Here is a 26,741-nt window from a genome sequence, read left to right as displayed (position 1 = left end):
AACATCCTGTGTTAATTTAAATGCACTTACTTTTCAATAAACTTGGCTTTGTCTTTAAACATACATTCATCATACACTGGGCATTTGCCACATTCGGGACTTCTAGCTTTACAAGTATAACGCCCATGCAAAATCAAATAATGGTGCGCGTCCAATATATAGTCCTGTGGTATTCGCGCGATGAGTTTATCTTCCACTTCTCGCACATTTTTACCCGTTGCCAAGCCTGTGCGATTGCCGACACGAAAAATATGGGTATCCACTGCCATAGTAGGCTGCCCAAAGGCGGTGTTAAGCACCACATTGGCAGTTTTTCGCCCTACCCCTGCTAGGCTTTCAAGCTCGTGACGGGTTTGCGGTACTTCGCTAGCAAATTTATCTACCAAGTCTTGACAGCATTTCATCACATTTTTGGCTTTGCTATTATATAGCCCAATGGTTTTGATATAGCTTTTTAGCCCTGCTTCACCCAAATCCAAAATTGCTTGCGGGGTATTGGCAACGGCATATAGTTTGCGGGTAGCCAGATTGACACTGACATCGGTGGCTTGTGCCGACAGTATGACCGCGATCAACAATTCAAAGTTGCTCTGATATTCCAGTTCCGTCTCTGGTTTTTCAATGGCTGCGGCTAGTTTTTGGAAAAACGGCAACACGTTTTTATTAGGCATGCGCCGTGAGGGCGGTGTCTCTGCGGTTTTGGGCACTTGGATTTTTGGTTTGATGTTGGCAACCATTATGCACTCTTTAGGTTATGGCAGTGTCGCAAGTTGCTGCTGCAAGGCTTGCACCAAGGCTTGGTTGTTGTCATCAGCGCGTACGGCAAGTTGTTTTTCTAATTTTTTGATTTGGGTGCGTAGTTTTGCCGCTTCGATGGCGTTTTTTGCCGCTCCTGCATCGATATCGACTTTGATATCATTGAGTTTGGCTTGTACCATACTGACCACAGGTTTGGCATTGGTGTTGTCATTGACTTGGCGTTCGATACGGTCAAGGTGGGCGTAATAGCGCGCGCGTAATCCGTCTTGCTCGGTTTGCCTTGTCGCGTCATCCATCAACCGTGTGAAGGGCACCAGCTCGATGCAGTCCACGGGACAGGGTGGCAAACACAGCTCACAACCTGTACATAGGTCGGTAAAAATGGTGTGCATACGTTTGCCTGAGCCAATAATGGCATCGACAGGACACGCAGGGATACATTTGGTACAGCCAATGCAATCTTCTTCTCGAATGATGGCTCGCATTTCCATCGGACGATTGGTAGCGGGATCGGTTTGCCACTTTGAGGCTTCAGCTGTCAGTGGGATACGCCCAAGCAATTTGCCGATTTGGTCGGTGACTGATTGTCCACCGGGCACGCATTGGTTATGCGACTCGCCCAATGTGACAATGGCGGTGGCATACGGCAAACAGCCTTCAGGATGACCGCATAGCCCGCATTGGGTTTGCGGTAGAACTTGGTCGATTTGTTGTATTAATCGTTGATGCTCGATACTTAGGCTATTTAGGTTTAAATTATTAAATAGATTAGGTACCTCGAAAACAGGTTGGCTATCAGACATGGCTCAATTTTTATTCACTATAATCATCAGTGTGTATTTTACCATAGCTCATGCCTATTTCGCCTATAACCTATTAAGACAAATCATCAAGACAAATCACTGAATCAATCTGTTTAAGATTGGTAATGCTGTTTGACCCATTCGATCAGTTGGTAAGCAATCGTGCCTTTTGGCGGAATGATAGGGTCGTTTTCATCTAAGCTATCTATATCAAAAAATTGGGCATCCATCAGCTCATTGTTATCTATGGTGATATCGCCACTTTGGTACTCTGCAATAAACCCTACCATTAAATTGCTGGGAAAAGGCCACGGTTGGCTGCCAAAATAGCGCAAATTACTGACAGATAACCCCACCTCTTCCATCACTTCACGATGCACGCATTGCTCTAAGCTCTCACCGACTTCCACAAAACCTGCCAGCACGGTATACATTTTGCTATCTGTCGCCCGTAGATGATGCGCCAACAAAATCTGTGGTTTGTCCGTGGTGGTTTTGATGATGGCGGTGATCATACAAGGCTGTACTCGGGGATACTGGTGATAATGGCAGCTGGGGCAAACGGTGGCATTTTCAATGGGGTGTAACTCCGTGGGCGTACCGCAGCGGCTACAAAATTGATGATCTTGACGAAAGCGTAACAACTGCATGGCTTTGGCTAATTGGCTGGTTTGCAGCGCATCAAGGCTGCCAATCAGATGTCGAAAGCGCAGAAACTCAATCTGTCCTGTAATCTCTTGTGGCAATTGTGACAAGTCGATATCTTGATGGGCAATGGCATAAATGCTGTCGCCTGCCTCATCGGTGTTCACTTTAACGGCCTGAGCAGGCATGTCCTCACAACGATAAAAAAAAGGAAGTTCGCCTATACAAGCGAACTTATCGTTATCACAAATAAGCAAATAATGGTGTAATGCGGTCATATTGGTTACCAAATCACCCTAAGCCACAAGCATGTGTTGTAAGCTACGATAGCCTACATACATTGCATGGTTGCCGGCAGGTTTGTTCGTTTCAAGACTTTCTAAATAATAATCTGCTGACATCACAATATCAGCAATTTTAGCAAGCGCATGCTCTGATAACTCACGACCCTGTTGCTCAATTAAGTTTTGTAGCACTGTGGCACCGCGTTTGAGCAGTTGGCTTTGTCGAGGTAAGTTTAAAAATAAGCAAGCACCCGAGATAGTGCGCATGATATCAGGCACAGGCTTGATATGTAGAATATCTTTGTCGGTGTCATTTAGATAATCATTGAGCGCAGTTTCAATGGTGGCAATCGCGGTACGGCTTTCTTGGACGAGCGTGTTGTGCGCTGTTTCGATTTGCTGTAGCGAAATAGTTTGGTTGCACACGGGCAATGTTACCGCACCTGGGGTATGTGATTTTGCCAGGTTAATTGCCGCATTTTCTGCCATCATTAAAGTGCCAAGCAATTCATCAAAATCATCAGGCGTTGGCTGCGTCCAAGTTTTTAATTTGCCAATTTGTTGAGTCAGTGCTGCACTCACCTCATTTAAATTTAAGGTTTTAAACACGCTACTTAAATCATGCAAACGCTGCGCCATGCTATCAATCTCATCTGGACTTGAATTGAGATTAACTTGGCGAGCATAACTGTCACTGGCAGATTTAATCAAATCAATTTCTTGCTGGATGAGCTGGTTAAGCGTACTGGTCACTTCACGGTCAGGTCCAAATAAGAAGCGGCGCATAGTTTTTAGCTGGGTTTCGTCTAAAGTATTGGCCGAGAATTTGCGCTGAACTTGCAAGGCAAGCTGGCTATCTCTTGAGCTGGCAAATTGCACCAAATCAGCAAAACGAGAATCATTGACAGGTAGATAGTCATTAAATTGTTGTTCAACAAAAATGAGCGCCCGCTTTTGCAGGTTGCTAAGCGGTAAAGCCCCTGCCAAATCTGATACCGCCGCATCAGCAGCATGCCAAAACAAACTATCGGTACGTTTTGAAACCATTTCACACGCAGCTTGCATGGCTTTGAGTTTGTCTCGCTCTTTAGGCGATAATTGATTGCTTTGTGCGGTGAGCGCCACGCTCAGACCTGCGCGATAAGCTTCCACTAATTTTTTTGGGTCAATGCCGAGTGATTTTAACGGTTGGTAATTTTGTTCCGGGTTGGCAATCGCGATACTGCTGTTTTTGTGGCCAGTTAAGTCTGATAGCTGCAGCGCTGGCTGATTCAAATCGCTGTGAAGTTGATTGATAATCGGCAACAACAACGAAGGTTCAATGGTCTCTTTAAGTAATACAAACTCGATATAACGCGCCAATGTCATGATGCCTTCTGACACATCCATTATCATATCATTGCCAGCTTTGTCACGGTTGGCTTGGTCACGCTCGTCATAGAGTTTTTGCAGTCCTGCCGATAGACTATTGGCAAGTTCATACCCTTCCTCTAATTGAATCAACCGCAGTACTTTTGCCAATTGCGCCAAGGTATCCACGGAATCAAGTAGCAAAGGCGCTTGACTACTGTCGTCATTAAACTCACTTAAATGCATCTCGGCATCGTGTAGCGTCACGGCAATCTCAGGTCTTAATAAATGTAATGAAGGCAAATCAAAATTGGTGGCCGTTAGTTTTTGTGAGTTAGGACTTGGCAGACTCATGTTTTTTTATCCAAAATGATTTTAAGTTGATAAAGGTAAAATGACAGCTACGCTTATTGCTGATTATTGTAAGACGTGCCTATGCCAGTGTCTATGTCAAAGTGTTAATACCCGCAGAATAATTACACTCTATCATGAAATTTTGCCCATCAAAGAAATGCCTTTACAAAATTTAATGAGGCATTGTTTATTGTTAAACACTCGCCCAGTTTTCAGCCAGCTGCGGGTTGTTATCTTTTAAGGCGTTAAGCCATTCAAGATGCGCCTGCTCAGCATCACTACTTGCCAAAAAGCGCTTGATAGTCGTGCTAAAACGCTGATGCTCAGTTGCGCCGCCGACACCGCCGCCGACCTCATCATCAATCGCCAACGCAACCTGTCCACCTGTCATCGCCAGATACACTTCCGCTAAAATCTCGGCATCGAGTAATGCCCCGTGGAAGGTACGGTCTTGTTTACCGACATTGAGACGTTTCACCAACGCGTCCAAGGTATTGCGCTGCCCTGCGAACATGCGTTTGGCGATGGCAAGGCTGTCTGTCACGGTGACGGCTTGGTTGATATCGGGCAAGCCAAGTCGCGCAAACTCAGCTTGCAAAAAGCTCATATCAAACCCCGCGTTATGCGCGATGATTTCTGCGCCTTGCAAAAAGTCATAAATCGCTTCACCGACTTGCTCAAACACGGGCATATCATTTAAAAACACATTGTGAATGCCATGAACGCGAATGACTTCCTCACCCATCTCAATTTTTGGGTTGATATAGACATGCAGTTTTTCACCGGTAAAACGTCGATTAATCATCTCAACGATACCGACCTCAATGATACGGTCACCATTTTGCGCTTCAAACCCTGTGGTCTCAGTATCGAGAATCAGCTGCCGATTGGCAGTCCCTTTGTGTTTGGCGATGGGTAATAAAGGTATAAAGGTCGGATTGGGCTGACTGGTAATACCGTTAAACACGGGACGCTGAGCAATCAAACTGTCATCTTGCGCGACAAATTGCCCTTGTGGGTTGGTGAACACCGCAAAATGTGGGTTAGCACTTGTTGGTAAGTCAGTTGCCTGCCCCCCTAACGATGACTGAGTTGATACATCGACACTTTGAGTATGGCTAGCTTGAGTATGGCGGGTTTGAGCCTTGCTTGTTTGGATAGTGCTTGTTTGAATAGTGCTTGGGGCTGGCTCACCGTCGAGTGCCTGCAAAAAGATATCCCCCATTATCTCACTGTCGGCAAACTCCATATCTTGCGCGTCATCAAAAGACGCATCGCTAAAATCACGGGTTAACGCTGAGTGATTGAGGACTGGGTTGTTATCGGTTGACATTGGATTCATGGGCAGGTCTTTTTTTTTATCATCAAAATCAGGGTTTTTATCACTAAAATTCGATTTAACATCTAAATCAGTCGTGAGATTGGGTGGATTTTTAATCACTTTGTTAAAACTTTTGGGCAGTTGATCAATGCCTTGGTTTGCAAGCTTATCGGCATATTCATTGCCATCATGACCGGCGTGTCCTTTGACCCATTGCCAGTCAATTTGTCGCTGCTCGCACAGCTTATCAAGTCGCTGCCATAATTCCACATTTTTGACATTTTTCCAATGTTTCTTTTTCCACCCCGCCAGCCATTCGCTGATGCCTTTGATGACATAGCTAGAGTCTGACCAGATTTGAATCGGTAACGCTTTTGGGCTGTTTTCCAGTGCGGCAATCGCACCCATTAGCTCCATACGGTTGTTGGTGGTATGTGCTTCACCCCCGCAAATATCAATTTGCTCACCCGTAGGTAAAATCACCACAGCACCAAAGCCCCCTTTACCAGGATTGCCACGGCAGGCGCCATCAGTGTAAGCAAGGGTTCGACCCACAAGGGGCGTTAAGGCATGATTTGACATAGATAACAACCCATATAAAACAGCAAAACAATCAAAAAAACAGCCCTCAGTATAAGAAAAAAAAGCATAAAAAGCCATGCCAAAACGTCTATAATAACCGCTTATAGTTGCTATCTGCAGGTTTAAAGGACGTCTATGCAAAACAAATCTCGTGCGCTCGTGTCACCCGTGTTGACCAAGGCGGGTATGGCTATGGTCTGTGCGCTAAGCCTAAATTTAGCGGCTTGTAACAAGCCCCAATCCCCTGCAACAACTAGCAGCGATGGCGCAAAACCGTCGCCAGCGTTATCAGAACCTGCCGCTAGCGATGATGTGTTTGTGGGCTGTTACACAGTCAGCCATACGGAACCTGCCCAAATCAAAATCATCAAAAATGGTGACAACTATGCCATGCAAATGCGCGAGTTTAACGACCCCAGCAAAAACTGGGACAAGCCTGAAGCCATGCAAGTCATCGCCACTGACAGCCCAGATATACAAAAATACTTTGACATCAAAGCCGATGAACATCAATACTTAGAAAAAGTCATTGCCCGTCCCGACCGCGTGTTTGTGCTCGCCAAAATCACCGATAGTTTTGCAAGCCTAAACCCGCAATTTGACAGCCCGTATCTGGGTTATATCTACAAAGGTAGCAATACTGTCTATAAAGTGGCATGCGAGCAAACCACCAAACTGTAATCACCTGAGTTGCTGCTTGACTTGATGAGCTTGGTTTGCTGCTTGATTTGATGCTTGAGTTAATATATCTCATCCAAATTTTAACCCAAACGATTAATAGAGAATAAGCGATGAATTTTTTTGCATGGTTAGTGCTAGGCTTAGTGGCATACACTAGTGGCTTTAGTATCCGTCATTTCCACTACAAAGACGCCGCCATCCCAACTGATAAAAAATGGCAATACTCGGCGATTTTTTTTGTGGTCGCGCTCGTGGTCTTTGCGCTATTGAATTTATATGTTATGCACAAAGCTGCGCTTGATATGATGTTTGTGTTGGTATCGAGTTTGGTGGCGACAGGGGTTTTTTATTATGGTATTTCGGCAGATACCAACAACAAGATGAATATACCTGATTAAATATACCCGATTAGTTGAACCATGATTTTTGTAAGTCGATGAATTTGTTTGGATAATAAAATGTCTCAAAAAATGGCGAATACTCACGCCCACATGACTGCCACCCACTTGGCTGGCTTGACGCGGCGTCGACTGCTAAAAACAGGCATAGCGCTATCGGCAGCGACGGTAACGGGTGCAAAAGCGGATTTGACCATTGGCGGGCAAGTGATTAGCCAACCTTCACAGCGGTATGGGTCAAACAATGATGCTGATAACATGGCTTTTGGCGAGCCCGGCGCTATGCCCAATGGCAATACGCCCATGGAAACAGTGCCCATCAATCCCCAATGGCCCCAATGGGACTTTGCGACCATCAAAGCCAATTGTGAAGCACTCAAAGGTCGCGGCGTCCACCTCCATCTGGTAGCACCATCGGGATTTGGCAGTGATGAACAGCGTAACTTACTGGCGATTCACCGACTCACCCAAGCCGGATTTTATATCGACAATCCAGAAGTGATTAGCCGACGTTATTTGCGCTTTGCAGGTTCAGACAGTGAGCGATTGGGCGATATTACCGCGTTACTCAATCAACCTTTACACCAATTGCCTAAGATATTACTCGGCGTGCGCGGCGGCTATGGCGCGATGCGTTTGCTCAACAAACTAAGTGATCAGCAGTGGCGAACGTTGACGCAAAAACTCAAAGATCGCGGCACACTTTTGATGGGATTTAGTGATTTTACTGCCTTGCAGCTTGCCATGTACGCCAAAGGTCATCTCCCCTATGTGGCAGGGGCAATGCTAAGTAGTGACTTTGGCAAAACAGCGGTGAATACTGATACCATCCAAAGTTTTATCAACCTTTGTACCCAAAACCAGCTAAGTATCCAAGTGCCAGAAACTCAGCTTTATCGTGACACTGCGCGTCCCTTGGCTAAGCCGATAAAAGGCATCTTATGGGGCGGTAATCTTAGTGTGTTATCTGCAATGGTGGGCACACCGTATATGCCAGCTGTCGACAACGGGATTTTGTTTTTGGAAGATACCGGTGAGCAGCCTTACCGTATCGAGCGTATGCTACAAACCTTGGTGTTATCAGGTATTGTGGCAAAACAGCAGGCAATTGTGCTCGGCAAATTTAATTTTAGCGGCATCAGTGATGCTTACAATGGCGATTACACCTTTGATACCGTCATCCGTACCATCCAACAAACCACAGGGCGACCCATCTACACAGATTTCCCCTTTGGGCATGTGGCAAGACGCATTAATTTTCCGCTCGGTGTGCCTGTGACACTTGACAATGTGGGTAGTGGTTATCAAGCGACATTCAACCAGTTTTATCATCTTAAAACCGATATAAACTTTGCTAATTTGGATTTAACTAAATTATTCGTCTAACGTATTATTGATCTAAAGTATCATTGGGCTAGCGGGGTTTTCCGTATGTTAGTTAAAACCTGTTTGTATGCTACCCAAACAGGTTTATTTAACACACACTCTTTGACTTTCCAATCGCACTAAAAAATCCGATTGTTATCATGCGGTTTGGCAAATTTGGCAATATTGGCTTCGATATTTTTAGCGATATTGAGATAATAGTCGGCAAATTCATCGCCTGCGCCTTGATTAGCAATGACGGATGGCTCGCCCTTATCGGCTTGCTCGCGGATGCCTTTTGCCAGTGGTAATTGCCCCAGCAGCGGCACTTGATACTGTGCTGCCATTTTATCTCCGCCGCCTTCGCCAAAAATCGCTTCGGTATGCCCACAGCTACTACAAGTATGCAGTGCCATATTTTCTACCACGCCCAGCACAGGGATATGGGTTTTGCGGAACATCTCAATGCCTTTTTGCGCATCTAGCAAGGCAATATGCTGCGGTGTGGTCACAATCACCGCACCGGTCACAGGAATACGCTGGGCGAGCGTCAACTGAATATCCCCTGTCCCAGGTGGCATATCAATCACCAAATAATCAAGATTTGGCCAGTTGGTTTGGTTGTAAAGTTGCATCAGTGCGCCTGTGGCTTTGGCACCGCGCCAAGCAATCGGGGTGGTGTCATCACTCAACAAGCTACCGATAGATAGCATCGGTATGCCTTGCGCGGCAATCGGTACGAATTGCTCATGCTCGAGCTGCGGCTGCTGACCTGCCACGCCAAGCATACTTGGAATACTGGGGCCGTAGATATCGGCATCCAGCACGCCCACGCGTTTGCCCAATTTTTGCAGCGCCAAGGCGATATTCACTGTCGTCGTCGATTTACCAACGCCGCCTTTGCCCGAAGCCACCACAATAATATGCTCGATACGTGGATGCGGTGTTAATTCAGCTTGGGTGGTGGCTTTTTTGGCAATCGCAGGTTCAGGGGTTTCTGTGACTAATTTGTCACTTTGTGGCGCGGCCTGAGTGACGGGTGGCATGGCATTGGTGGTTTTGGGTAGGGTTGAGCCACTACCTTTGGTCGTAGGTTTTGGCGCAGTAGTGCTGTCAAACAAGGTAATATTCATATTCACTTCACTGACCCCATGAATATGTAGCTTTTGGCTCAAATCATGATGGATTTGTTCAGGATTGCAGTCATCGGGCAAGCGCAAATCCAATGTCAGACTATTACCTTGCTGTTTAACCCCTTTGACATAGTGGCGAATTGGCTGGTTATTGACACGGTAGTCATCCAATAACTGATTAAGCGTGGACTCATCCACTGTTGCCACGGTTTTTGGTTTAATAAAGTTGAACATGATAGTTGCTTACCCCAATGTTGTTATTTTAACGATTTTAACCACTGTTAAGTGGGGTTTATTGCCAATTTTCACAGAGACAGATTGAACATATCTGTGTGAAAAGTAATTTTTCTTGTTTGATTGATGCCCATTGGTTGGGAAATGATGCGATTTAAGCTATCATACAGCAATAATGACATTTTTTTAAACAAATCAATAACAGGTGTATTGTGAGAAAAATTTTAGTTACTAGCGCCCTACCCTATGCCAATGGTCCGATTCATTTGGGGCATTTGGTTGAGTACATCCAGACCGATATTTGGGTACGTGCTATGAAATCACTGGGTCATCAAGCGACCTATGTGTGTGCCGATGATGCCCATGGCACAGCGATTATGCTCAAAGCAGAAGCCAACGGTGTCACCCCTGAAGAGCAAATTGCCGATGTCAAAGCCTCCCATGAAAAAGATTTTGCGGGATTTTTGGTTGATTTTGACAACTACTACTCAACCCATAGCCCTGAAAATGAGCATTACTCCCAGCTGATTTATAATCGCTTGTATGAAAACGGTCATATCTCGCACAAAGCAGTTGAACAGCTGTATGACCCAGAAAAAGGCTTGTTTTTGGCAGACCGTTTTGTCAAAGGCGAATGCCCAAAATGTGGCGCAAAAGACCAATACGGCGATAACTGCGAAGTCTGCGGCACGACCTACAATGCCACCGAACTCAAAAATCCCTACTCAACGCTTTCAGGTGCAACGCCTGTTTTGAAATCATCCATCCATTACTTCTTTAACCTGCCAAATTTTAACGAATTTTTGCAGGATTGGACGCGTAAAGAAGGTCGCCTGCAGACCTCTATCGCCAACAAATTACAAGAATGGTTTGATGCAGGGCTTGCCAACTGGGATATCAGCCGCGATGCGCCGTATTTTGGCTTTAAAATCCCAAACACCCCAGCCAGTGAACCCGACAAGTATTTTTATGTGTGGCTCGATGCGCCTGTCGGTTATATGGCAAGTTTCAAAAACTTGTGTGACCAACAAGGTGCGCAGTTAGGCTTAAATTTTGATGAGTATTGGTCAAAAGAAAATCATAACAACACCGAAGTTTATCACTTTATCGGTAAAGATATCGTGTATTTCCACGCCCTGTTTTGGCCAGCGATGCTGGAAGGCGCAGGATTTAGAACCCCAACTGCCATCAATGCGCATGGCTTCTTAACCGTCAATGGCGAGAAAATGAGTAAATCTCGCGGCACCTTTATCAAAGCTGATACCTACTTACAAAACCTTGACCCCGAATACTTACGCTACTACTTCGCTAGCAAATTATCTGCCAGTGTCGAAGATATCAATCTTGATCTTGAAGACTTCATGCAAAAAGTCAATTCAGACTTGGTGGGTAAGGTCGTCAATATCGCTAGCCGCTGCGCAGGGTTTATCCATAAAAATCATGGCAGTAAACTGGCACTAACAATCAGCGAGCCTGCTTTGGTGCAACAAATCATTGATGCGGGCGAAGACATCGCTGCCGCTTATGAAGCGCGCGAATTTAGCAAAGCCATGCGGCTGATTATGGCGTGTGCAGACAAAGCCAATGAGTACATCGATGACAAAAAACCGTGGGCTCTTAACAAAGTCGAAGGTCAACAAGCCGAAGTACAAGCGGTGTGTACCGTCGCGCTTAATATCTTCCGTCAATTGGTGGTTTATCTTGCCCCTGTATTGCCATTGATGTGTGAGAAAGCACGAATTTTTCTCAATGTTAACAGCCTAGATTTTGATAGCCGTCATGCGTTATTGGTTGGGCATACCATCAACGCCTTTACCCCATTGATGCAGCGTGTTGACAAAGATAAAGTTGCTGCGATGGTGGACGCTTCAAAAGAAGATTTAAACAAACAGCCTGCTATCGCCAATCAACCAGCAAATGGGCAAGCGGGCACTAGCAAAACCAAAGCCGCCGCTAGCGAACAACCCACTGATGCTAACGCATTGATTGGTATCGATGACTTCGCCAAAGTCACGATGACCGTAGCAAAAGTACTAGCCTGCAATAACGTGGAAGGTGCAGATAAATTGCTGCAATTTACCCTAGATGTGGGTGAGACAGATGCGCAGGGCAATGTGAAAACGCGCAATGTGTTTAGTGGTATCGCCAAATTCTATAACCCTGAACAATTGGTAGGCAAAACCGTGGTCTGCGTCACCAACCTTGCGCCACGAAAAATGAAGTTTGGTATTTCTGAAGGTATGATTTTATCGGCTGAAAAAGCGGGTCAATTGACCGTGGTTACGCTAGATGACCATATCCCTGCGGGTGCGACCCTTGCTTAATGGGCTTAACTGTGATTGATGGCGATGAGCTGAAACATTTTGACACATTCTTAATCATTTTTTTGGTCACAACAAAAAACCGCTGGTAATCATCAGCGGTTTTTTTATTAAGCTATCCTAAATATCAAAAAATCAATAATGTCGCCCGATTAACGGTCGCTTTTGCTAACGCTAATGCGAACGGGTATAGATTTTCGATTGGCTCTAACTGGATTAGCTGACTTATTGTATTGGCAATAATGGGGTGCTTCAGCCGAAGGTAGAATAGCACCAACTACTAATACGCCTGCCATCAAGTTTGATGAGTTCATATAGCCTCCTTGTTGAGTTAGTGTACGATGATTCCATCTGTGAATCATTTACCTTTACTAAGCACAGACATGTTTAACTTAATCAACGCTGCAACGAATCGTTTAAAAAAGATAAATAATGCTGCGAGTAGAAGTTGTATTCTAAAAGATATCGAAAGATTTTCATACCATTTTATTATGACAGTTTCATGAAATATCCAATTATTTTGATACTTTATGTTTCAATTAAGGTCTTTTTGTTTCCACTAAGCGCTTTATGTAATTAAACCTACTCAGACAGCAATATTTACAACACTTTTTTAAAAGACTAATGTTCATAAAAACCGCTAAGCAATAAAAAAACTTATGTATGATATGTATAGAGGATAGCAAACTTTCATTTATGTTATAGCAAACTAGTACGTTGAAATGATATACTCTGCTCACAAAACAATTTTGATGATTGGGGAATACTATGTTGTCAACCACACGCGGTCAATTATCCGCTATCTGCGCCCTTCTTGGTTTATCTTTAGCCGCCTGCTCACCTCAGAAACCAGACGCGCAAACCTCTATGGACACGGCTAGCAAATCCTCAGCCACTGCCAGCCAAAAACCCAATAAAACCATCGCCATTTCTGCGATTGTGGCGCACCCATCGCTCGACGCCATTCGCCAAGGTATCCTTGATGAATTGGCTGCTGAAGGGTATATCAAAGGGCAAAATCTAACCGTAAATTTTCAGTCAGCACAAGGCAATACAGCAACGGCAGGACAAATATCCAAACAATTTGTCGCCGACAAACCTGATGCTATCGTGGCAATCTCCACCCCTACCGCTCAGTCGTTGGCTGCCGCTAGCAAAGAGATACCGATTGTTTATACAGCAGTGTCAGATCCTGTCGCTGCCAAGCTCATTACTCAACAAAACACCCCGACTCAGCCCAACATCACAGGTTTATCCAGCCAATTACCGCTAGCACCGCAGCTTGACTTTATACAAAAAATCATGCCGTCAGCCAAATCCATTGGCTATGTGTTTAGCGCAGGTGAAATGAATTCGGTAGCGCTGCGCGATAAACTCAACATTGCGCTACCAAAGCGTGGCATGAACTTAGTGGATATCCCAGCCAACCGTCCGACTGATATTGCCATGGCAACTAACAGTCTTGGCGGCAAAGCCCAGCTGATTTATACCTCAATGGACAATAATGTGGCATCGGCATTTGAATCGATGGTGCAATCAGCCAATGCACTAAAACTTCCCATCATCGCCTCCGATGAGTTTAGCGTCCGCCGCGGTGCTACGGCAGCACTCGGTGTCAATGATTATGACTTTGGGCGTACCACAGGCAAAATGGTAGGCAAAATTTTGGATGGCACGCCTGTCAGTCAAGTTAAACCCGAAGTAATGAACCAATTAACTTTATATGTGAGCCCAAAACATGCACAAGCCCAAGGCTTAACACTAAATCCTGAACTATTAAAAGGCGCGATTAACGTTGATACTACACCCGAGCGAAAAATTGACAAATAATTGTTATGGGTAAATAAAAAAAACCCGCCTAACTAAATAGACGGGTTCTTCAAACTCGGCAGTGAAACGATGCCTTATTTAAAGCACATTTAAAAATTTAAAGCACATTTAAAATAACACGTGTCGCTTCAATGACATCAAGTACGCGGTTGTCAACACGTAGGCGAACTTCACCTGGGCGCGGGCGACTGATAACTTTTGCCTGGCGATAAGCATTGTTATTTAACACATAGACATTTCGGTCATTATATCGCTTGACTGTGTAGTAACGATTGTCTAGTTTTTTTTGCCCAGCCTGGTGGTACCGCTTTACCACGTGCAACATTTTTTTGTAGACCTGGGGGTAATTGGCGATACTAATCATGGGTTAGGTAGCGACCCGTACGACTATCGTAGTATCGATTATCACCTCTGTCGCGGTCTCTATCATGGTTCGTGTTGTAGCGTTGGTTTTCTTTGCGGTCATCTTTATAGTGTTTTTGTTGCTGTTTCCAGTTTTTTTCTTGTTTATATTGAGCTTTACCATGACCAGGGTCTGCCAAAACAACGGGTGAAGCCACGAACGAGCCCGCTAAAAGTAAGCTAGTTAATAATGTCGATTTTTTCATTGTCATACACCTTTATCTGTACCTTGTATAAGTAATTTTGTATGAAGCTATATTATGAAATTAAAATGTAACTTAATATGACAATGCTGTGGTAATTTTCTTTCTACTTAAAAACAATACGCTATGACTTATTGGTTAGCTGATGACTTAGCGAATTATTATTGAAAAATGATACATTAGCGAAATGAGGCAAATTGTTATGTTATAGCAATTTATCAGAAAACACCTTTTAACCAGTAACCTAAAGCTTTTATCATGGTTGGCAAACTTGCCTGATACATATAACGCTATGCGGCTGCAAAATTAGCTGATAAAATGTAAATAATGTTTAACAATGCTGTAGGATATTGTTATTGAAGTGTAAGATTTTCCTTTTTAAGATTTACCTTTTTATTACCTTTTTAATTGTTACCCTATGGATGGATTTTTGGAGTGATATATGTTGAACGCTATATTTGGTGTTTCTCGTTTGACCACAGCAATGATACTAGGTGGAATTTGTATGGCAAGCCTGATGGGTTGCAGCCAATCTAACAATAAAACAGCTGATGCCAGTACGGCAAGCACAGCAAGTGCAACGACAGCTGCGTCAGGCGATACCAAGTCTGTTGCTATCACAGCAATCGTTGAGCACCCAGCATTAGATGCCGTTCGTCAAGGTGTGATTGAAGAGCTTGGCAACGAAGGCTTTAAGGAAGGTCAAAACCTAAAAGTAAATTTCCAGTCAGCCCAAGGCAATACGGCGACTGCCGGTCAGATTGCCAAACAATTTGCCGCGGATAAGCCCGATGCCATCGTTGCTATTGCTACCCCATCGGCGCAATCCGTCATTGCAGCGACCAACTCAATTCCTGTCATTTTCTCTGCAGTTACCGACCCTGTCGAAGCAAAACTGATAAAATCTTGGGAAGCCTCTGGCACCAACGTGACAGGCGCATCAGACATGTTACCACTTGAGCCACAGATTGAGCTGATGAAAAAAGTCGTACCAAATCTCAAATCAGTCGGCTATGTATACAGCCCAGGCGAAGTCAACTCAACCGTGGTACTCAAAGCGCTTGAAACAAAATTTAAACCGATGGGTATCAACATCGTTGCGGCACCTGCACAGCGCACTACCGATATTCCCCAAGCAACTCGTGGTCTACAAGGTAAAGTTCAGCTCATCTATACCTCACTTGACAACAACGTGGTATCCGCCTATGAGTCGCTTTACCAAGCAGCTAAAGAAATCAAAGTCCCTCTAGTGGCATCCGATACGGACTCCGTTGCCCGTGGTGCAGTCGCAGCAATGGGTATCAACTACAAAAATTTGGGCATCGAAACAGGTAAAATCGTTGGACGCGTCCTAAAAGGCGAGAAACCAGGTACCATCAAGCCTATCACGATGAATAAGCTTGACTTATACCTTAGTCCAAAACACGCGCAAGAAGTCGGTATTACGCTGCCACAAGAGTTAATTAGTCAGGCAGCCCAAGTAGAACCTGCGCCAAAAGCTAAACAATAAATCATTCGTTAGTTTTAGCTGTTTTAATGTGATTGCAAATTTGATTTCCCAGTGGCAACTAAAGTTTCAAAGCGCGTATTTTTACTTTAGTCGCATTACGCTTAACGCCACTTGGTTTACCTTAACACCTGACTGCTTGTTGAATTAACAAGCGGTCTTTACTTTTTTGTGTGAACAGTTATGTCGTTACTTGCTTTATTTGGTGCCCTAGAAAGTGGTCTAATCTATGCGTTAGTGGCTTTGGGCGTATACATTTCATTTCGGGTGTTAGATTTTCCAGATTTGACCGCGGATGGTAGTTTTCCCTTAGGCGGTGCTGTCGCAGGCGTGGCAATCATCGCGGATGTCAACCCTTGGCTGGCTTGTATCTTTGGTATGCTTGCTGGCGGTGTTGCAGGTTTGGTAACGGCTTGGCTACATGTCAAACTTGGTATTTTACAGTTGCTCTCCAGTATTTTAGTGATGGTCGCGCTGTATGCCGTCAATTTGCGTATTATGCAAGCGCCAAACTTGCCATTGCTCGGTGAGCCAACAATATTTGGCGAACTGGTGACCGATAGTAATGGCTATTGGATGCGCTGTGTGGTGATTGGTGGTGTGGTGATTGCTGCCAAGTTTTTCTTGGATTGGTTCTTTAGCACTGAGATGGGCTTGGCGATGCGAGCAACTGGCTCTAACCTTAGAATGTCACAAGCTCAAGGGATTGCTACCTCTCGTAGCATTTTGTTAGGTATGGCGATTTCTAACGGGCTGATTGCGCTTGCTGGTGCGATTTTTGTGCAAACCCAAGGCGGTGCCGATATTTCCATTGGTGTTGGTACCATTGTGATTGGTCTCGCTGCCGTTATCATTGGTGAAACCATCATCCCTGCCAAAAAGATGCTGTGGATTACCCTATCTGCTATTGTCGGGGCGATTCTTTATAAATTCTTTATCCAAATTGCGTTGTCAAATGATACCTTACGTGCGATTGGTTTTGGTCCTCAAGATGTTAACTTGGTCACCGCACTGCTGGTGGTGATTGCTTTAATCCTACCAAAAATCAAATCAAAAATTTTAAGCAATCGCCATAAGCATGCCGCTTAACTTGGTATCAAATAGTTGATGTTAACTTTGGCACTTAACAACTTATAAAGCAAAAGGACAATGCCTTATGATGAACGCAGACAACCTACGATTGACCTTCAATCCTGGTACGCCCATTGAAAACCCTGCCTTACGTGGTATCAGCCTGCGTATTGAGGCGGGTGAATTTGTCACGGTCATTGGTACCAACGGCGCAGGTAAGTCGACGTTTTTAAATGCCGTCGCTGGCACGATTCGGGTCGATAGCGGCAAAATTACCTTAAACAATATTGACGTGACCAAAAAATCCGCCCACCAACGGGCACACTGGGTAGCACGCGTTTTTCAAGACCCAATGGCAGGTACTTGTGAAGCCTTAACCATTGAAGAAAACATGGCACTTGCTTACAAGCGTGGCGAATCGCGTTTTTTAAAAGGCGCATTGAATCACAAAAACCGTGAAATTTTCCGTGAAAAACTGGCAATTTTAAAATTAGGGTTAGAGAATCGACTCACTGACCGTATGGGTTTGTTATCAGGCGGGCAACGCCAAGCGGTTAGCCTATTAATGGCATCCCTGCAGCCATCAAAAATTTTACTACTTGATGAACACACGGCTGCCCTTGACCCAAAAACCGCCGCTTTCGTCTTGGAACTGACCGATAAAATTGTCCAAGAAAACAATCTCACTACCATGATGGTCACTCACTCCATGCAGCAAGCGCTCAATCATGGCACGCGCACCGTCATGCTACACCAAGGGCAAGTGGTACTAGACGTATCAGGCGATGAACGCAAAGGCATGACTGTCCATGATTTACTCAATATGTTTGAACGCACCCGCGGCGAAGTGGTAGAAGATGACAGCTTAATTTTGAGCTAACTTAACTGGGCCCAATCAAATAAGATGGGTTAAATAAGATGGGTTAAATAGAATAAGTTAAATAAACCCTAGCACTTAACATGATGAAGATGGATAACATAAGTTATCCATTTTTTTACACACAGTGATAAATTAATTCTTCATAATAACACTGGATAAGCAAGCAGTGCCAATACTGCTATTTTTCTCAATTTTAATTATAAAAAACAATATCCTTTGAGGTCACTATGTTTGATTTAAAATCACTTGTTACGAAAGCTGTCGAAGACAAAACGTTAAATGTCAATGAATACATCTTTATGCCAGAGCGCGTGGATATGATGGTAAAAGATGGACGGCTAAGCTGTGTATTAAATACCAATGGTAAAGTTGATTTTATTTACCATAAAAATGGTATTACTGAAGTGCGTTCAGGTCTACGTAAAAGTCCGTTTACCTCGTTTCGCAATGAGCTTCACTATGGCGTGTATGATGATGTGGTGGATGAAGTGATTGAAGCAGTTGAAAAAATCATTGGCAGTCAATCCAAATACTTTAATTTTGCGGCTGATGCAGAATAAAAAAGTCAATTATAAAAAAGCTGAAACATTACTTTTCAGCTTTTTTTATATCTTTTATTTATAGATGATTCCTTTATTTATAGATAATTAAAGGCGCTATCAATCGCATCATCTAATCGCTCAACCGCGATAATTTTGAGACCTTGATATTGCTCTAATTGCGTTTTGGGGGCATTGGCTTTGGGTACAATCGCATGGGTAAAGCCATGTTTCACCGCTTCTTTTAGACGCTCTTGACCATTGGGAACAGGTCTGATTTCACCCGACAAGCCCACTTCACCAAATACTGCCAGGGTATAAGGCAAAGGCTTTTCCTTGATACTAGACGCACAGGCCAATAAAACCGCCAAATCTGAGCCGGTTTCAAGCACCTTGACCCCGCCTACCACATTGACATACACATCTTGCCCATTGGTTTGGATACCGCCATGGCGGTGCATGACTGCCAGCAACATGGCTAAGCGCTGATAATCTAAACCTAGTGCCATGCGCCTAGGTTGCCCTTGCGATTCATCGACCAGCGCTTGTACTTCAACCAGTAGCGGTCTGGTACCTTCACGGCTAACCATGACCACTGAGCCTGCAATCGGTTTATCATAGCGACTTAAAAATATCGCCGATGGATTTGCCACTTCTTTGAGCCCTGCATCCGTCATGGCAAAAATGCCCAGCTCGTTGACGGCACCAAAACGATTTTTCACCGCACGAATCATTCGAAAACGGCTGTCCGACTGCCCTTCAAAATACAGTACCGCATCTACCATATGTTCTAGCACGCGAGGGCCTGCCAGCGCCCCTTCTTTGGTCACATGCCCGACCAAGAATAACGCTGTACCTGTTTGCTTGGCATAGCGCGTCAGAATCGCTGCTGATTCACGAATTTGACTGACACCGCCTGGCGCAGATTGGATAGCTTCGGTAAACAAAGTCTGAATTGAGTCAATGATAGCGACGGCTGGTTGCTCTTGGGTCAAGGCTTGGCAGATCATTTCAACATTGGTTTCTGCCAATACTTTTAAGTTGTTATTGGGTAGCCCCAAACGACTAGCCCGCATCGCTACCTGTGACAACGATTCTTCACCCGTAATATACAGCGCACTGCCGGCTAGACTGTGATTTTCTGCCATGTGAATCGCCGTCTGTAGCAAGATAGTGGATTTGCCAATACCGGGATCACCCCCAATCAGCACCACAGAACCTGCCACTAAGCCACCGCCTAACACCCGATCAAACTCACCAACACCCGTTGGTAGCCTAGTATCGAGTGACATAGGCACAGCATTAAGTGGCATGACGCTCGATTGCTCGCCTGCGTAGTTACTAGCTTTTTTGGTGACAGGTTTGTGATGTGGCATGCTGACCGTCGGGGCTTCGACAAGGCTATTCCATGCGCCACATTCGGCACACTGCCCCGACCATTTACCGAAGTTTGCGCCACATTGTTGGCATACGTAGGATGATTTTGATTTTGCCATAGATTCCAATTTGCAATGAAAAATTTAAAAATAAAGAAAAATTTAAAATAAAAAAACTTAAAGCGTATTGGTGGTAATGAGAGGGATAAACAATGCGATGAAATTAATGCAATGAAATTAGGGATAGCGAGCTATGTTTGACACACAAGTTTTGACACGCAAGATCGCTGTTATTTGTGGCTATATTTATGGGCGACCAGGTCATAAATCCAGTAAAAAATAAATCCATATACCAAAATAAGTAAGGTCAACGAAATATCGAGCATAAACGCCTGCCACAGTCCAATATTCATCACCCACATGACCAGTGGTAAGGTAAAGCCCAACAAGCCACCTTCAAACCCCACTATATGCAGTACCCGTAGCCATAGCGGTCGAGCCAGTTTTTCACCGGTAAAAAATTTATCAAACAGTAAGTTATAAATAAATGTCCAAATCATGGCGATGAGCGAAATGCCAATCAGCAGCGCCAATATACTTGAGTTAGGCTGCGATTCACTACCCGTAAAGCCAAAAAAGCTGAGTAATTTTACCCAGCCTAATGATAGCAGTATGGCGATTGTCTCAAATAAAATCGCTTGCCAGATGCGTGCTTTTATCGTCATGATGTGCTTGTAGCCATCTTGCTAAACCCTGCTTGCTAGACCATGAAGTTCTCACCCAAGTAGACCTTACGTACCAACTCATTGTCTAAAATATGCGCTGGCGTGCCTGCCGCAATAATTTGTCCTTCACTGACAATATAGGCATGTTCACAGATAGCCAAAGTTTCACGTACATTATGATCGGTAATGAGCACGCCGATGCCGCGCTGTTTAAGCTTGATAATCACCTCTTTGATATCGCCTACTGAAATCGGGTCAACCCCAGCAAAAGGCTCGTCAAGCAAAATAAACTTGGGATTTGAGGCAAGGCTGCGGGCAATCTCACAGCGTCTGCGCTCACCGCCTGACACGCTCATCCCTAATGAATGGCGCACATGACCCAAATTAAATTCCCCAATCAGCTGCTCAAGTTGCTGCTGCTGCCCCGCTTTATCCAAATCTGTGCGAGTCTGCAAAATCGATAAAATATTTTCTTCAACGGTTAATTTGCGAAAAATTGACGCTTCCTGCGGTAAGTAGCCAATGCCTGCTGCGGCGCGCTCGTGCATGGACAATGCCGACAAATCTTGATTGCCCAGCTGTATCTGCCCTTTGTCCATATTGACCAGACCAACGACCATATAAAAGCTGGTAGTCTTACCCGCCCCATTTGGACCGAGTAACCCAACCACTTGTCCTTGTTCTACCGAAAAAGACACGTCTTTAACCACCCAACGCTTGCCATAGCGTTTGGCAAGGTGCTGCATGATTAGAGTCTGGTTGGCTTGCGGTTGCGACATAATAAATCCTAGAACTAAACAATAGCAATGAACAAAGCGAAAGCAAGTTAAACAATACTAGCGATTACGAACGCCCACACGGTTGGTTGATTGTGGCGGAAACACCAACTCAACACGTTGGTTATTCCCTGCTTTTGCCTCAATATCACCCACTTTTAGACTGTAATGGATGACATTCCCAGAAAAACTACCGCCATTTTGGGTCAAGCGCGCATTACCCGTGAGGGTGACAAGCCCTGTTTTGACATTGTAATCAATTCGATTCGCCTGACCTTTCGCTAAGCCCTTTTCTTGTGTCACAATTTGTTGGATAGTGGCAGGACGCCCTGTTGCGACTGCACTTTCGATGGCGCGGGTTGGCGTCAAATTGACGGTTAAATTATCCGCCGCCATTTTGAGTGTGCCTTGGGTAATGGTGACGTTGCCTGTATAGCTTGTCACCCCAGAGCGCTCACTGTACGTCGCTTTGTCTGCCAACAACCGAATCGGCTCATTGGCGTCTGATGGCAGGGCGTTTGCCACGTTCGATGCCGCAAGCATGCCAGCAACTACCACACCGCCAGCCATTATTAATTGTCGAGTCTTCACCACAATCATGTTAAACCTTTTATATAAAAATTTTAAAATCAACAATATAGATTAAATTAGCACCGAAGTTAAAGATTTTTGATACTCACTTAAGTCCCGTCAACATCGCAACTGAGTTGCTGTCTTAACAGTAGCCACTCTACTCCATAGAGATAGGGTTAGCTACTGTGCAGGTTGAATCATCACACTCACTTGTCCAAAACCGTAATCACCCGTTGCCAAGTCACCACTAAATTGTTTGGCATCAAACCGATTATTCCCATGGATAAAGGTCAGCGGTTCATTAGTCATCACTGTATTATTGACCAAATCACCGACAAAGTTTTTACCTATCATTTTAACAGGCAAATTCAACATACTGGTATTTTGGGTGAGCAACGGAACGCTAGTTAAGGTCACGTTACCTATCAGTTTGGCAATCTGCTTATTTTCATCCAATTGTGCTTGGTCTGCCACCAAGGTTACTTCACGCTCATTTTTTGGACGGATAACAATCTGTGGCTTGGACATCACGGCGGTATTGGCATTTTGGTAATGAGTTACTTGCGCCGCTGTTAACTGATAGCCGACACTACCTGTTTCCGTCGTTTGTAGCGCTTTAATTTGCTCTGCTTGGTAATCAATATCGGTCGGTTTGAGGGATACTTGGGTCAAGCGAGCATCGTTTTGCGCATAAAAATAGGCCGATACGATAATAAATAATAAGCCTAAAATAAATAGCGTTTTTGTTGACACGATTGCCACCTAACATTGCCAAAAAATTTGATAAAAATGGACGTTACCACACTAAGCCGCATACGCCAAATCACTTAAAACAACTTGCTTAAACCTTAAAATAAATCACTTAAAATAAATCACTTTCAAAAAAATCACTTAGAACAAATCCCTTAGCATAAGTCCCTTAGCATAAATCCCTTAAACCAAGTTATATGACCTAAACCACATAACTGGCCAAAATATCATCGTAATGACCCGTTGCTTTTAAAATCAAATCACATAACTCACGAACTGCCCCTTCTCCGCCTGAGCGCGTGGTAACCATGTCGACCCGTTTGATGACTTCGCCATTAGCATTTGCCACGGCTACAGCAAATCCGACGGATTGCAAGGCTTTGATATCTGGCCAATCATCACCGATATAAGCACATTCTGCTAGCGAGATACCAATCTTAGCTAACAATTCATTGAGCGCCGTCAATTTGTCTTCCCGCCCTTGCACTAGATGGGTAATTTTTAATTCTTTGGCGCGATGCGTGACAATGGCGCTAGTGCGACCCGTTATAATGGCAGTTTGAATACCTGCTTGGTGAATACGCTGAATACCAAAGCCATCTTGAACATTAAAGCCTTTGGTTTCAACACTGTTGGCATCATAGATAATTTTTCCATCAGACAGTACACCATCCACATCCATAACCAATAGTTTAACGTTTTTTGCTTTAGTGAGCAGACTTTGCATGACCTTATCCTTATTATTGTAAGCCTAGTTACTTTAAAAGTAGTTATTTTAAGCCTATTAATTCACACCCGCATGTAGTAGCTCATGCAAGGTCAAAATACCCGCTAAAGTCTTATCATCATTAATGATTAATAGCTGATTTATCTTTTGTTCATTCATTAAGGTGAGCGCATCAGACGCACGCATATCAGGATTGACGGACTTTGGATTGGTTGACATCACCTGACTAATCGGCGTATCAAGCCCCAATTGGCGCGCTAAGCCACGGCGCAAGTCGCCATCGGTGAATACACCCACGACTTGATTGTTTGCATTGGTAATTACCGTCATCCCCAGTCTGCCACCCGTCATACTAAACAAGGCTTCGTTAAGCGTCGAATGCTCATCAATGGTTGGCAGGTTATTTACATGCATCAAGTCTTTTACTTGGGTCAATAATTTGCGACCCAATGCCCCTGCAGGGTGTGATAAAGCAAAATCTTCTGAGGTAAAATGCTTACTATGCACCAACGCCACCGCTAACGCATCTCCTAACGCCAAAGTAGCTGTGGTACTTGATGTCGGTGCCAATCCAAGGGGGCAAGCTTCTTCAGACGCCCCTAAAGTCAAAGCCACATCGGCAGATCTTGGCAAAATACCGCGTTTGTCACGGCTGATACTAATGAGCGGAATGCCCAGTTTTTTTACCACAGGCAGTAACGTGCGGATTTCATCTGACTCACCTGAGTTCGAGATGCCAATTAACACATCGCCTTTGACCAACATGCCAAGGTCGCCATGACCTGCTTCACCAGGATGCATAAAAAAAGATGGCGTTCCCGTTGAGGCAAAAGTCGCTGCAATTTTGCGACCAATAAGCCCTGACTTACCCATACCTGTCACCACCACACGCCCCTGACAGTTTTCGATCAAATGGCAAGCGGTCACAAATCGTTCATCTAGCTGTTCAATCAGCAAATCTAAAGCATGTTGTTCTGTTTTGATAGCGTCTTTGGCATGCTTTAAATAATCAACCGATGCATCCAAGATAATTCCTCACTAATTTTTCAAGATGGCTATTGGTGCGCTTTTTTCGGGCACTTATCTTTATGCGCTTATTGCTCTACGCTTATTCGGGCGTTTAATAGTTAGCATAAACAATATTTAAAGCTAAAAATTTAAAATTTTTTAAAGTCTGATTATCATAGCGTAATTTCAGCCAATATTCACGGGATAAGTCCGAAAATACATATTTTGACAACATTTCATCGAGTTTGTATTAACAATCTAAGCATTGCTAAATCAGTTCCAAATAAACTATAAAAGACAAGTTATAAAAGCTATAAAAAATGGCGAACACTGATAGGGTTCGCCACGTAATATCATGTTTGGAATTTAAAATTAAAACTTGTCTTCACCATTGCCGTTGGCATCATCGTCAAAATTAGTATCATCTTTGGCAGGCTCAAAATTCATAGTGTCATAGCCGCTATCAAAACCACGGTCAGTAAAACCACTGCGATCATACGGTGCTTGGGCAAACCCTGTACGCTCGTGCGAATAGCCACGTGGGTCATTGTCATAACCACCATCAAAGCCGCGGTCACCAAAGCCCCCACGATTAGCAAACCCTGTGCGATTTGCGCCATAGCCTTGTGGTTCAAAACCGCCTGTTTGACCAAAGCCCAGTTGGCTAGATTGGCCGTATCCACTTGCCCCTGGCATTGGCGTGGCTGAACGGGGATTACGGGCAGGTACTACCGTTGAAATGGCGTGTTTGTAGACCATTTGACTGACGGTGTTTTTGAGTAATACCACATATTGATCGAAAGATTCGATTTGACCTTGAAGTTTGATGCCATTGACTAAAAAAATAGACACTGGAATACGGTCTTTACGTAAAGAGTTTAAGAAAGGGTCTTGTAGTGTTTGACCTTTTGACATAGGTTTCTCCCAGAAATAAACAGAAAGTTGGTTAAATTATTATATTTTTAAACGAATTTTTAATTATACCTTATTAGCTTAATATGGATTGTCGAATCACCATATTAGATAAGCACTCAAATAGTATCACCCAAGCATGTCACTGCTGTTAACTTGTTTTTATTAGCAAATTTCTTGCTTGATCAATAGTTGCCAAGGGTCTGATATCAAAACGCTCAACCAATTGTTGTGTGCTAACTAGCTTACGCATCCATGTATATTGGCGTTTTGCTAGCTGCCTTGTAGCATATAATGCCTCATTTTGCATAGTTTGTCTATAATCTTGAATTGGGGAGCTGTGCGTGTTTAGTAAAAAACGCGCCACATCATCATGAAAATTTTCTTCATTATTATCATATGTAAACAATGTTGTATTTTGTATTTTTTCTAAAAAATCCCAAGCTTGCCGGTAGCCAACGCAGCGCATGGATGGCAGATCAGCCGTGAGGTGATACTGTTGTCGCAGGGCAATCACTTCCTGCAAAAAGCCTTGTTGCCACATGATATCTAACCGAAGTGCGATGCGCTTGTGTAACCAATCACGATCTGGCATCACGGCTAAAACTTGCCAACGCTGATTTGGATTGTCGGCTAACGCCCTAGCGGGCTGGTTTTGCCAAGCGCTTAATGGCTTGCCTGTTTGTAGATAGATTTCCACCGCTCTGCCAATTCTTTGGGTGTCTGTGGTTTTGAGTTGCTTAGCAAGGATGGGATCTACCCGGGTTAAATAAGCATGTAGCTGTTCTATCCCCTGCTTGGCAATCAGTTGGGTGACTTGTTGGCGAATCTCAGGCAAGGTTGCTGGGATATCATTGATACCTTGAATCAGTGCCATATAGTACATCATGGTACCACCCACCAGCACAGGTGTTTTATTTTGCTGATGAGCAAGATTGATATGATAGTCCACATCGCTTACAAACTGCGCAACGCTGTAACTTTGCTCAGGACTGATGATGTCAACGAGGGCATGTGGATAGTGTGCCAATTCTTCACGTGTCGGTTTGGCAGTACCGATATTCATATCCCGATAAATCAAGGCAGAATCTACCGAAATAAGACGATATTTGCCTGTTTCGTAGAGTTCATACGCCAACGCTGTCTTGCCGCTGGCAGTAGGTGCTATAAGGCAAATCACGTCTTGTCTATCGGCTGTTATCATAGCTTATTCTGGGGATTGTTAAGGTGAA

Annotated in this window: 27 protein-coding genes; 9 read left to right on the top strand and 18 right to left on the bottom strand. The window is 44.2% G+C overall.

Going from position 1 to position 26,741, the window contains the following annotated elements:
* Positions 1-26: 26 nt before the first annotated feature.
* The 5 genes from nth to dnaQ form a co-directional block, all read right to left on the bottom strand.
* On the bottom strand, positions 27-671 hold the full coding sequence (gene nth / locus RTN07_RS01240) for an endonuclease III (protein ID WP_050324508.1): 645 nt from the start codon (positions 669-671) through the stop codon (positions 27-29).
* Between the two features lie 81 nt (positions 672-752).
* Positions 753-1,562 (bottom strand): RnfABCDGE type electron transport complex subunit B, encoded by an 810-nt coding sequence (locus tag RTN07_RS01235; protein WP_312174954.1) that lies wholly within the window; start codon positions 1,560-1,562, stop codon positions 753-755.
* Positions 1,563-1,675: 113 nt separating this feature from the next.
* Complete coding sequence (gene nudC, locus RTN07_RS01230) at positions 1,676-2,485, bottom strand: NAD(+) diphosphatase (RefSeq protein ID WP_312174951.1); 810 nt, start codon at positions 2,483-2,485, stop codon at positions 1,676-1,678.
* A gap of 18 nt (positions 2,486-2,503) precedes the next feature.
* The gene (locus RTN07_RS01225; protein ID WP_312174949.1) at positions 2,504-4,195 is read right to left on the bottom strand and encodes a hypothetical protein; all 1,692 of its coding nucleotides are present in this window, start codon (positions 4,193-4,195) and stop codon (positions 2,504-2,506) included.
* 193 nt (positions 4,196-4,388) lie between these two features.
* Positions 4,389-6,098, bottom strand: coding sequence for a DNA polymerase III subunit epsilon (dnaQ, locus tag RTN07_RS01220; protein ID WP_312174947.1), 1,710 nt, complete (start codon positions 6,096-6,098; stop codon positions 4,389-4,391).
* A 135-nt stretch (positions 6,099-6,233) separates the two neighbouring features.
* On the opposite strand from dnaQ, the gene RTN07_RS01215 reads away from it, so the two are divergent.
* The 3 genes from RTN07_RS01215 to RTN07_RS01205 all read left to right on the top strand — a co-directional run bounded on the left by RTN07_RS01215 (position 6,234) and on the right by RTN07_RS01205 (position 8,563).
* A complete protein-coding gene (locus tag RTN07_RS01215) occupies positions 6,234-6,779 on the top strand; it encodes a hypothetical protein (protein ID WP_007116331.1) in 546 nt (181 codons plus the stop codon).
* Positions 6,780-6,889: 110 nt separating this feature from the next.
* Complete coding sequence (locus RTN07_RS01210) at positions 6,890-7,177, top strand: hypothetical protein (RefSeq protein WP_076774400.1); 288 nt, start codon at positions 6,890-6,892, stop codon at positions 7,175-7,177.
* Between the two features lie 60 nt (positions 7,178-7,237).
* Positions 7,238-8,563 carry an LD-carboxypeptidase gene (locus tag RTN07_RS01205; protein ID WP_312174944.1) on the top strand — a complete coding sequence of 442 codons (1,326 nt, stop codon included), beginning with the start codon at positions 7,238-7,240 and terminating at the stop codon, positions 8,561-8,563.
* Between the two features lie 119 nt (positions 8,564-8,682).
* Here the strand turns inward: RTN07_RS01205 and apbC are convergent, their stop codons facing one another.
* The gene (gene apbC, locus RTN07_RS01200; protein ID WP_312174941.1) at positions 8,683-9,909 is read right to left on the bottom strand and encodes an iron-sulfur cluster carrier protein ApbC; all 1,227 of its coding nucleotides are present in this window, start codon (positions 9,907-9,909) and stop codon (positions 8,683-8,685) included.
* Positions 9,910-10,121: 212 nt separating this feature from the next.
* On the opposite strand from apbC, the gene metG reads away from it, so the two are divergent.
* Positions 10,122-12,233 carry a methionine--tRNA ligase gene (gene metG, locus RTN07_RS01195; RefSeq protein ID WP_312174938.1) on the top strand — a complete coding sequence of 704 codons (2,112 nt, stop codon included), beginning with the start codon at positions 10,122-10,124 and terminating at the stop codon, positions 12,231-12,233.
* A 149-nt stretch (positions 12,234-12,382) separates the two neighbouring features.
* Here metG and RTN07_RS01190 read toward each other — a convergent pair whose 3' ends face one another.
* The gene (locus tag RTN07_RS01190; protein ID WP_007116336.1) at positions 12,383-12,544 is read right to left on the bottom strand and encodes a hypothetical protein; all 162 of its coding nucleotides are present in this window, start codon (positions 12,542-12,544) and stop codon (positions 12,383-12,385) included.
* Positions 12,545-12,998: 454 nt separating this feature from the next.
* Between RTN07_RS01190 and RTN07_RS01185 the strand changes: the two genes are divergently transcribed.
* Positions 12,999-14,060 carry an ABC transporter substrate-binding protein gene (locus RTN07_RS01185; RefSeq protein WP_312174934.1) on the top strand — a complete coding sequence of 354 codons (1,062 nt, stop codon included), beginning with the start codon at positions 12,999-13,001 and terminating at the stop codon, positions 14,058-14,060.
* 97 nt (positions 14,061-14,157) lie between these two features.
* Here RTN07_RS01185 and RTN07_RS01180 read toward each other — a convergent pair whose 3' ends face one another.
* Together RTN07_RS01180 and RTN07_RS01175 are read right to left on the bottom strand one after the other, a co-directional pair.
* Positions 14,158-14,289 carry a hypothetical protein gene (locus RTN07_RS01180; protein WP_309596737.1) on the bottom strand — a complete coding sequence of 44 codons (132 nt, stop codon included), beginning with the start codon at positions 14,287-14,289 and terminating at the stop codon, positions 14,158-14,160.
* A 127-nt stretch (positions 14,290-14,416) separates the two neighbouring features.
* Positions 14,417-14,668, bottom strand: a complete 252-nt coding sequence (locus RTN07_RS01175; protein WP_312174930.1) for a hypothetical protein — start codon at positions 14,666-14,668, stop codon at positions 14,417-14,419.
* Positions 14,669-15,182: 514 nt separating this feature from the next.
* Here RTN07_RS01175 and RTN07_RS01170 point away from each other — a divergent pair.
* From RTN07_RS01170 to RTN07_RS01155, 4 genes are all read left to right on the top strand, one after another.
* Positions 15,183-16,175 carry an ABC transporter substrate-binding protein gene (locus RTN07_RS01170; protein ID WP_409455526.1) on the top strand — a complete coding sequence of 331 codons (993 nt, stop codon included), beginning with the start codon at positions 15,183-15,185 and terminating at the stop codon, positions 16,173-16,175.
* 180 nt (positions 16,176-16,355) lie between these two features.
* Positions 16,356-17,261, top strand: a complete 906-nt coding sequence (locus tag RTN07_RS01165; protein ID WP_007116341.1) for an ABC transporter permease — start codon at positions 16,356-16,358, stop codon at positions 17,259-17,261.
* A gap of 67 nt (positions 17,262-17,328) precedes the next feature.
* Positions 17,329-18,123: an ABC transporter ATP-binding protein gene (locus tag RTN07_RS01160; RefSeq protein ID WP_036593505.1), complete on the top strand. Its 795-nt coding sequence runs from the start codon at positions 17,329-17,331 to the stop codon at positions 18,121-18,123.
* A gap of 227 nt (positions 18,124-18,350) precedes the next feature.
* A complete protein-coding gene (locus RTN07_RS01155) occupies positions 18,351-18,683 on the top strand; it encodes a hypothetical protein (RefSeq protein WP_096488671.1) in 333 nt (110 codons plus the stop codon).
* 77 nt (positions 18,684-18,760) lie between these two features.
* Here the strand turns inward: RTN07_RS01155 and radA are convergent, their stop codons facing one another.
* The 9 genes from radA to miaA all read right to left on the bottom strand — a co-directional run bounded on the left by radA (position 18,761) and on the right by miaA (position 26,713).
* The gene (gene radA / locus RTN07_RS01150; RefSeq protein ID WP_312174924.1) at positions 18,761-20,158 is read right to left on the bottom strand and encodes a DNA repair protein RadA; all 1,398 of its coding nucleotides are present in this window, start codon (positions 20,156-20,158) and stop codon (positions 18,761-18,763) included.
* A 170-nt stretch (positions 20,159-20,328) separates the two neighbouring features.
* The gene (locus tag RTN07_RS01145; protein ID WP_312174922.1) at positions 20,329-20,763 is read right to left on the bottom strand and encodes a PACE efflux transporter; all 435 of its coding nucleotides are present in this window, start codon (positions 20,761-20,763) and stop codon (positions 20,329-20,331) included.
* A 35-nt stretch (positions 20,764-20,798) separates the two neighbouring features.
* Positions 20,799-21,542, bottom strand: a complete 744-nt coding sequence (lptB, locus tag RTN07_RS01140; RefSeq protein WP_312174921.1) for an LPS export ABC transporter ATP-binding protein — start codon at positions 21,540-21,542, stop codon at positions 20,799-20,801.
* A 57-nt stretch (positions 21,543-21,599) separates the two neighbouring features.
* Positions 21,600-22,109 carry a lipopolysaccharide transport periplasmic protein LptA gene (gene lptA, locus RTN07_RS01135; RefSeq protein WP_312175397.1) on the bottom strand — a complete coding sequence of 170 codons (510 nt, stop codon included), beginning with the start codon at positions 22,107-22,109 and terminating at the stop codon, positions 21,600-21,602.
* 183 nt (positions 22,110-22,292) lie between these two features.
* A complete protein-coding gene (gene lptC, locus RTN07_RS01130) occupies positions 22,293-22,865 on the bottom strand; it encodes an LPS export ABC transporter periplasmic protein LptC (protein WP_007975572.1) in 573 nt (190 codons plus the stop codon).
* Positions 22,866-23,064: 199 nt separating this feature from the next.
* Positions 23,065-23,589: a KdsC family phosphatase gene (locus RTN07_RS01125; RefSeq protein WP_062334430.1), complete on the bottom strand. Its 525-nt coding sequence runs from the start codon at positions 23,587-23,589 to the stop codon at positions 23,065-23,067.
* A gap of 57 nt (positions 23,590-23,646) precedes the next feature.
* Positions 23,647-24,615, bottom strand: a complete 969-nt coding sequence (locus RTN07_RS01120) for a KpsF/GutQ family sugar-phosphate isomerase (RefSeq protein WP_203171651.1) — start codon at positions 24,613-24,615, stop codon at positions 23,647-23,649.
* A 354-nt stretch (positions 24,616-24,969) separates the two neighbouring features.
* Positions 24,970-25,512, bottom strand: coding sequence for an RNA chaperone Hfq (gene hfq, locus RTN07_RS01115; RefSeq protein WP_050324114.1), 543 nt, complete (start codon positions 25,510-25,512; stop codon positions 24,970-24,972).
* 148 nt (positions 25,513-25,660) lie between these two features.
* Positions 25,661-26,713, bottom strand: coding sequence for a tRNA (adenosine(37)-N6)-dimethylallyltransferase MiaA (gene miaA / locus RTN07_RS01110; protein WP_312174916.1), 1,053 nt, complete (start codon positions 26,711-26,713; stop codon positions 25,661-25,663).
* Positions 26,714-26,741 lie beyond the last annotated feature (28 nt).

The sequence above is a fragment of the Moraxella sp. CTOTU46934 genome (assembly GCF_031979465.1).
Classification (GTDB): Bacteria; Pseudomonadota; Gammaproteobacteria; order Pseudomonadales; family Moraxellaceae; genus Faucicola; species Faucicola tetraodonis.
Note: the sequence above shows the minus strand (reverse complement) of the source record. Positions and strands in the feature narration are given on the sequence as shown.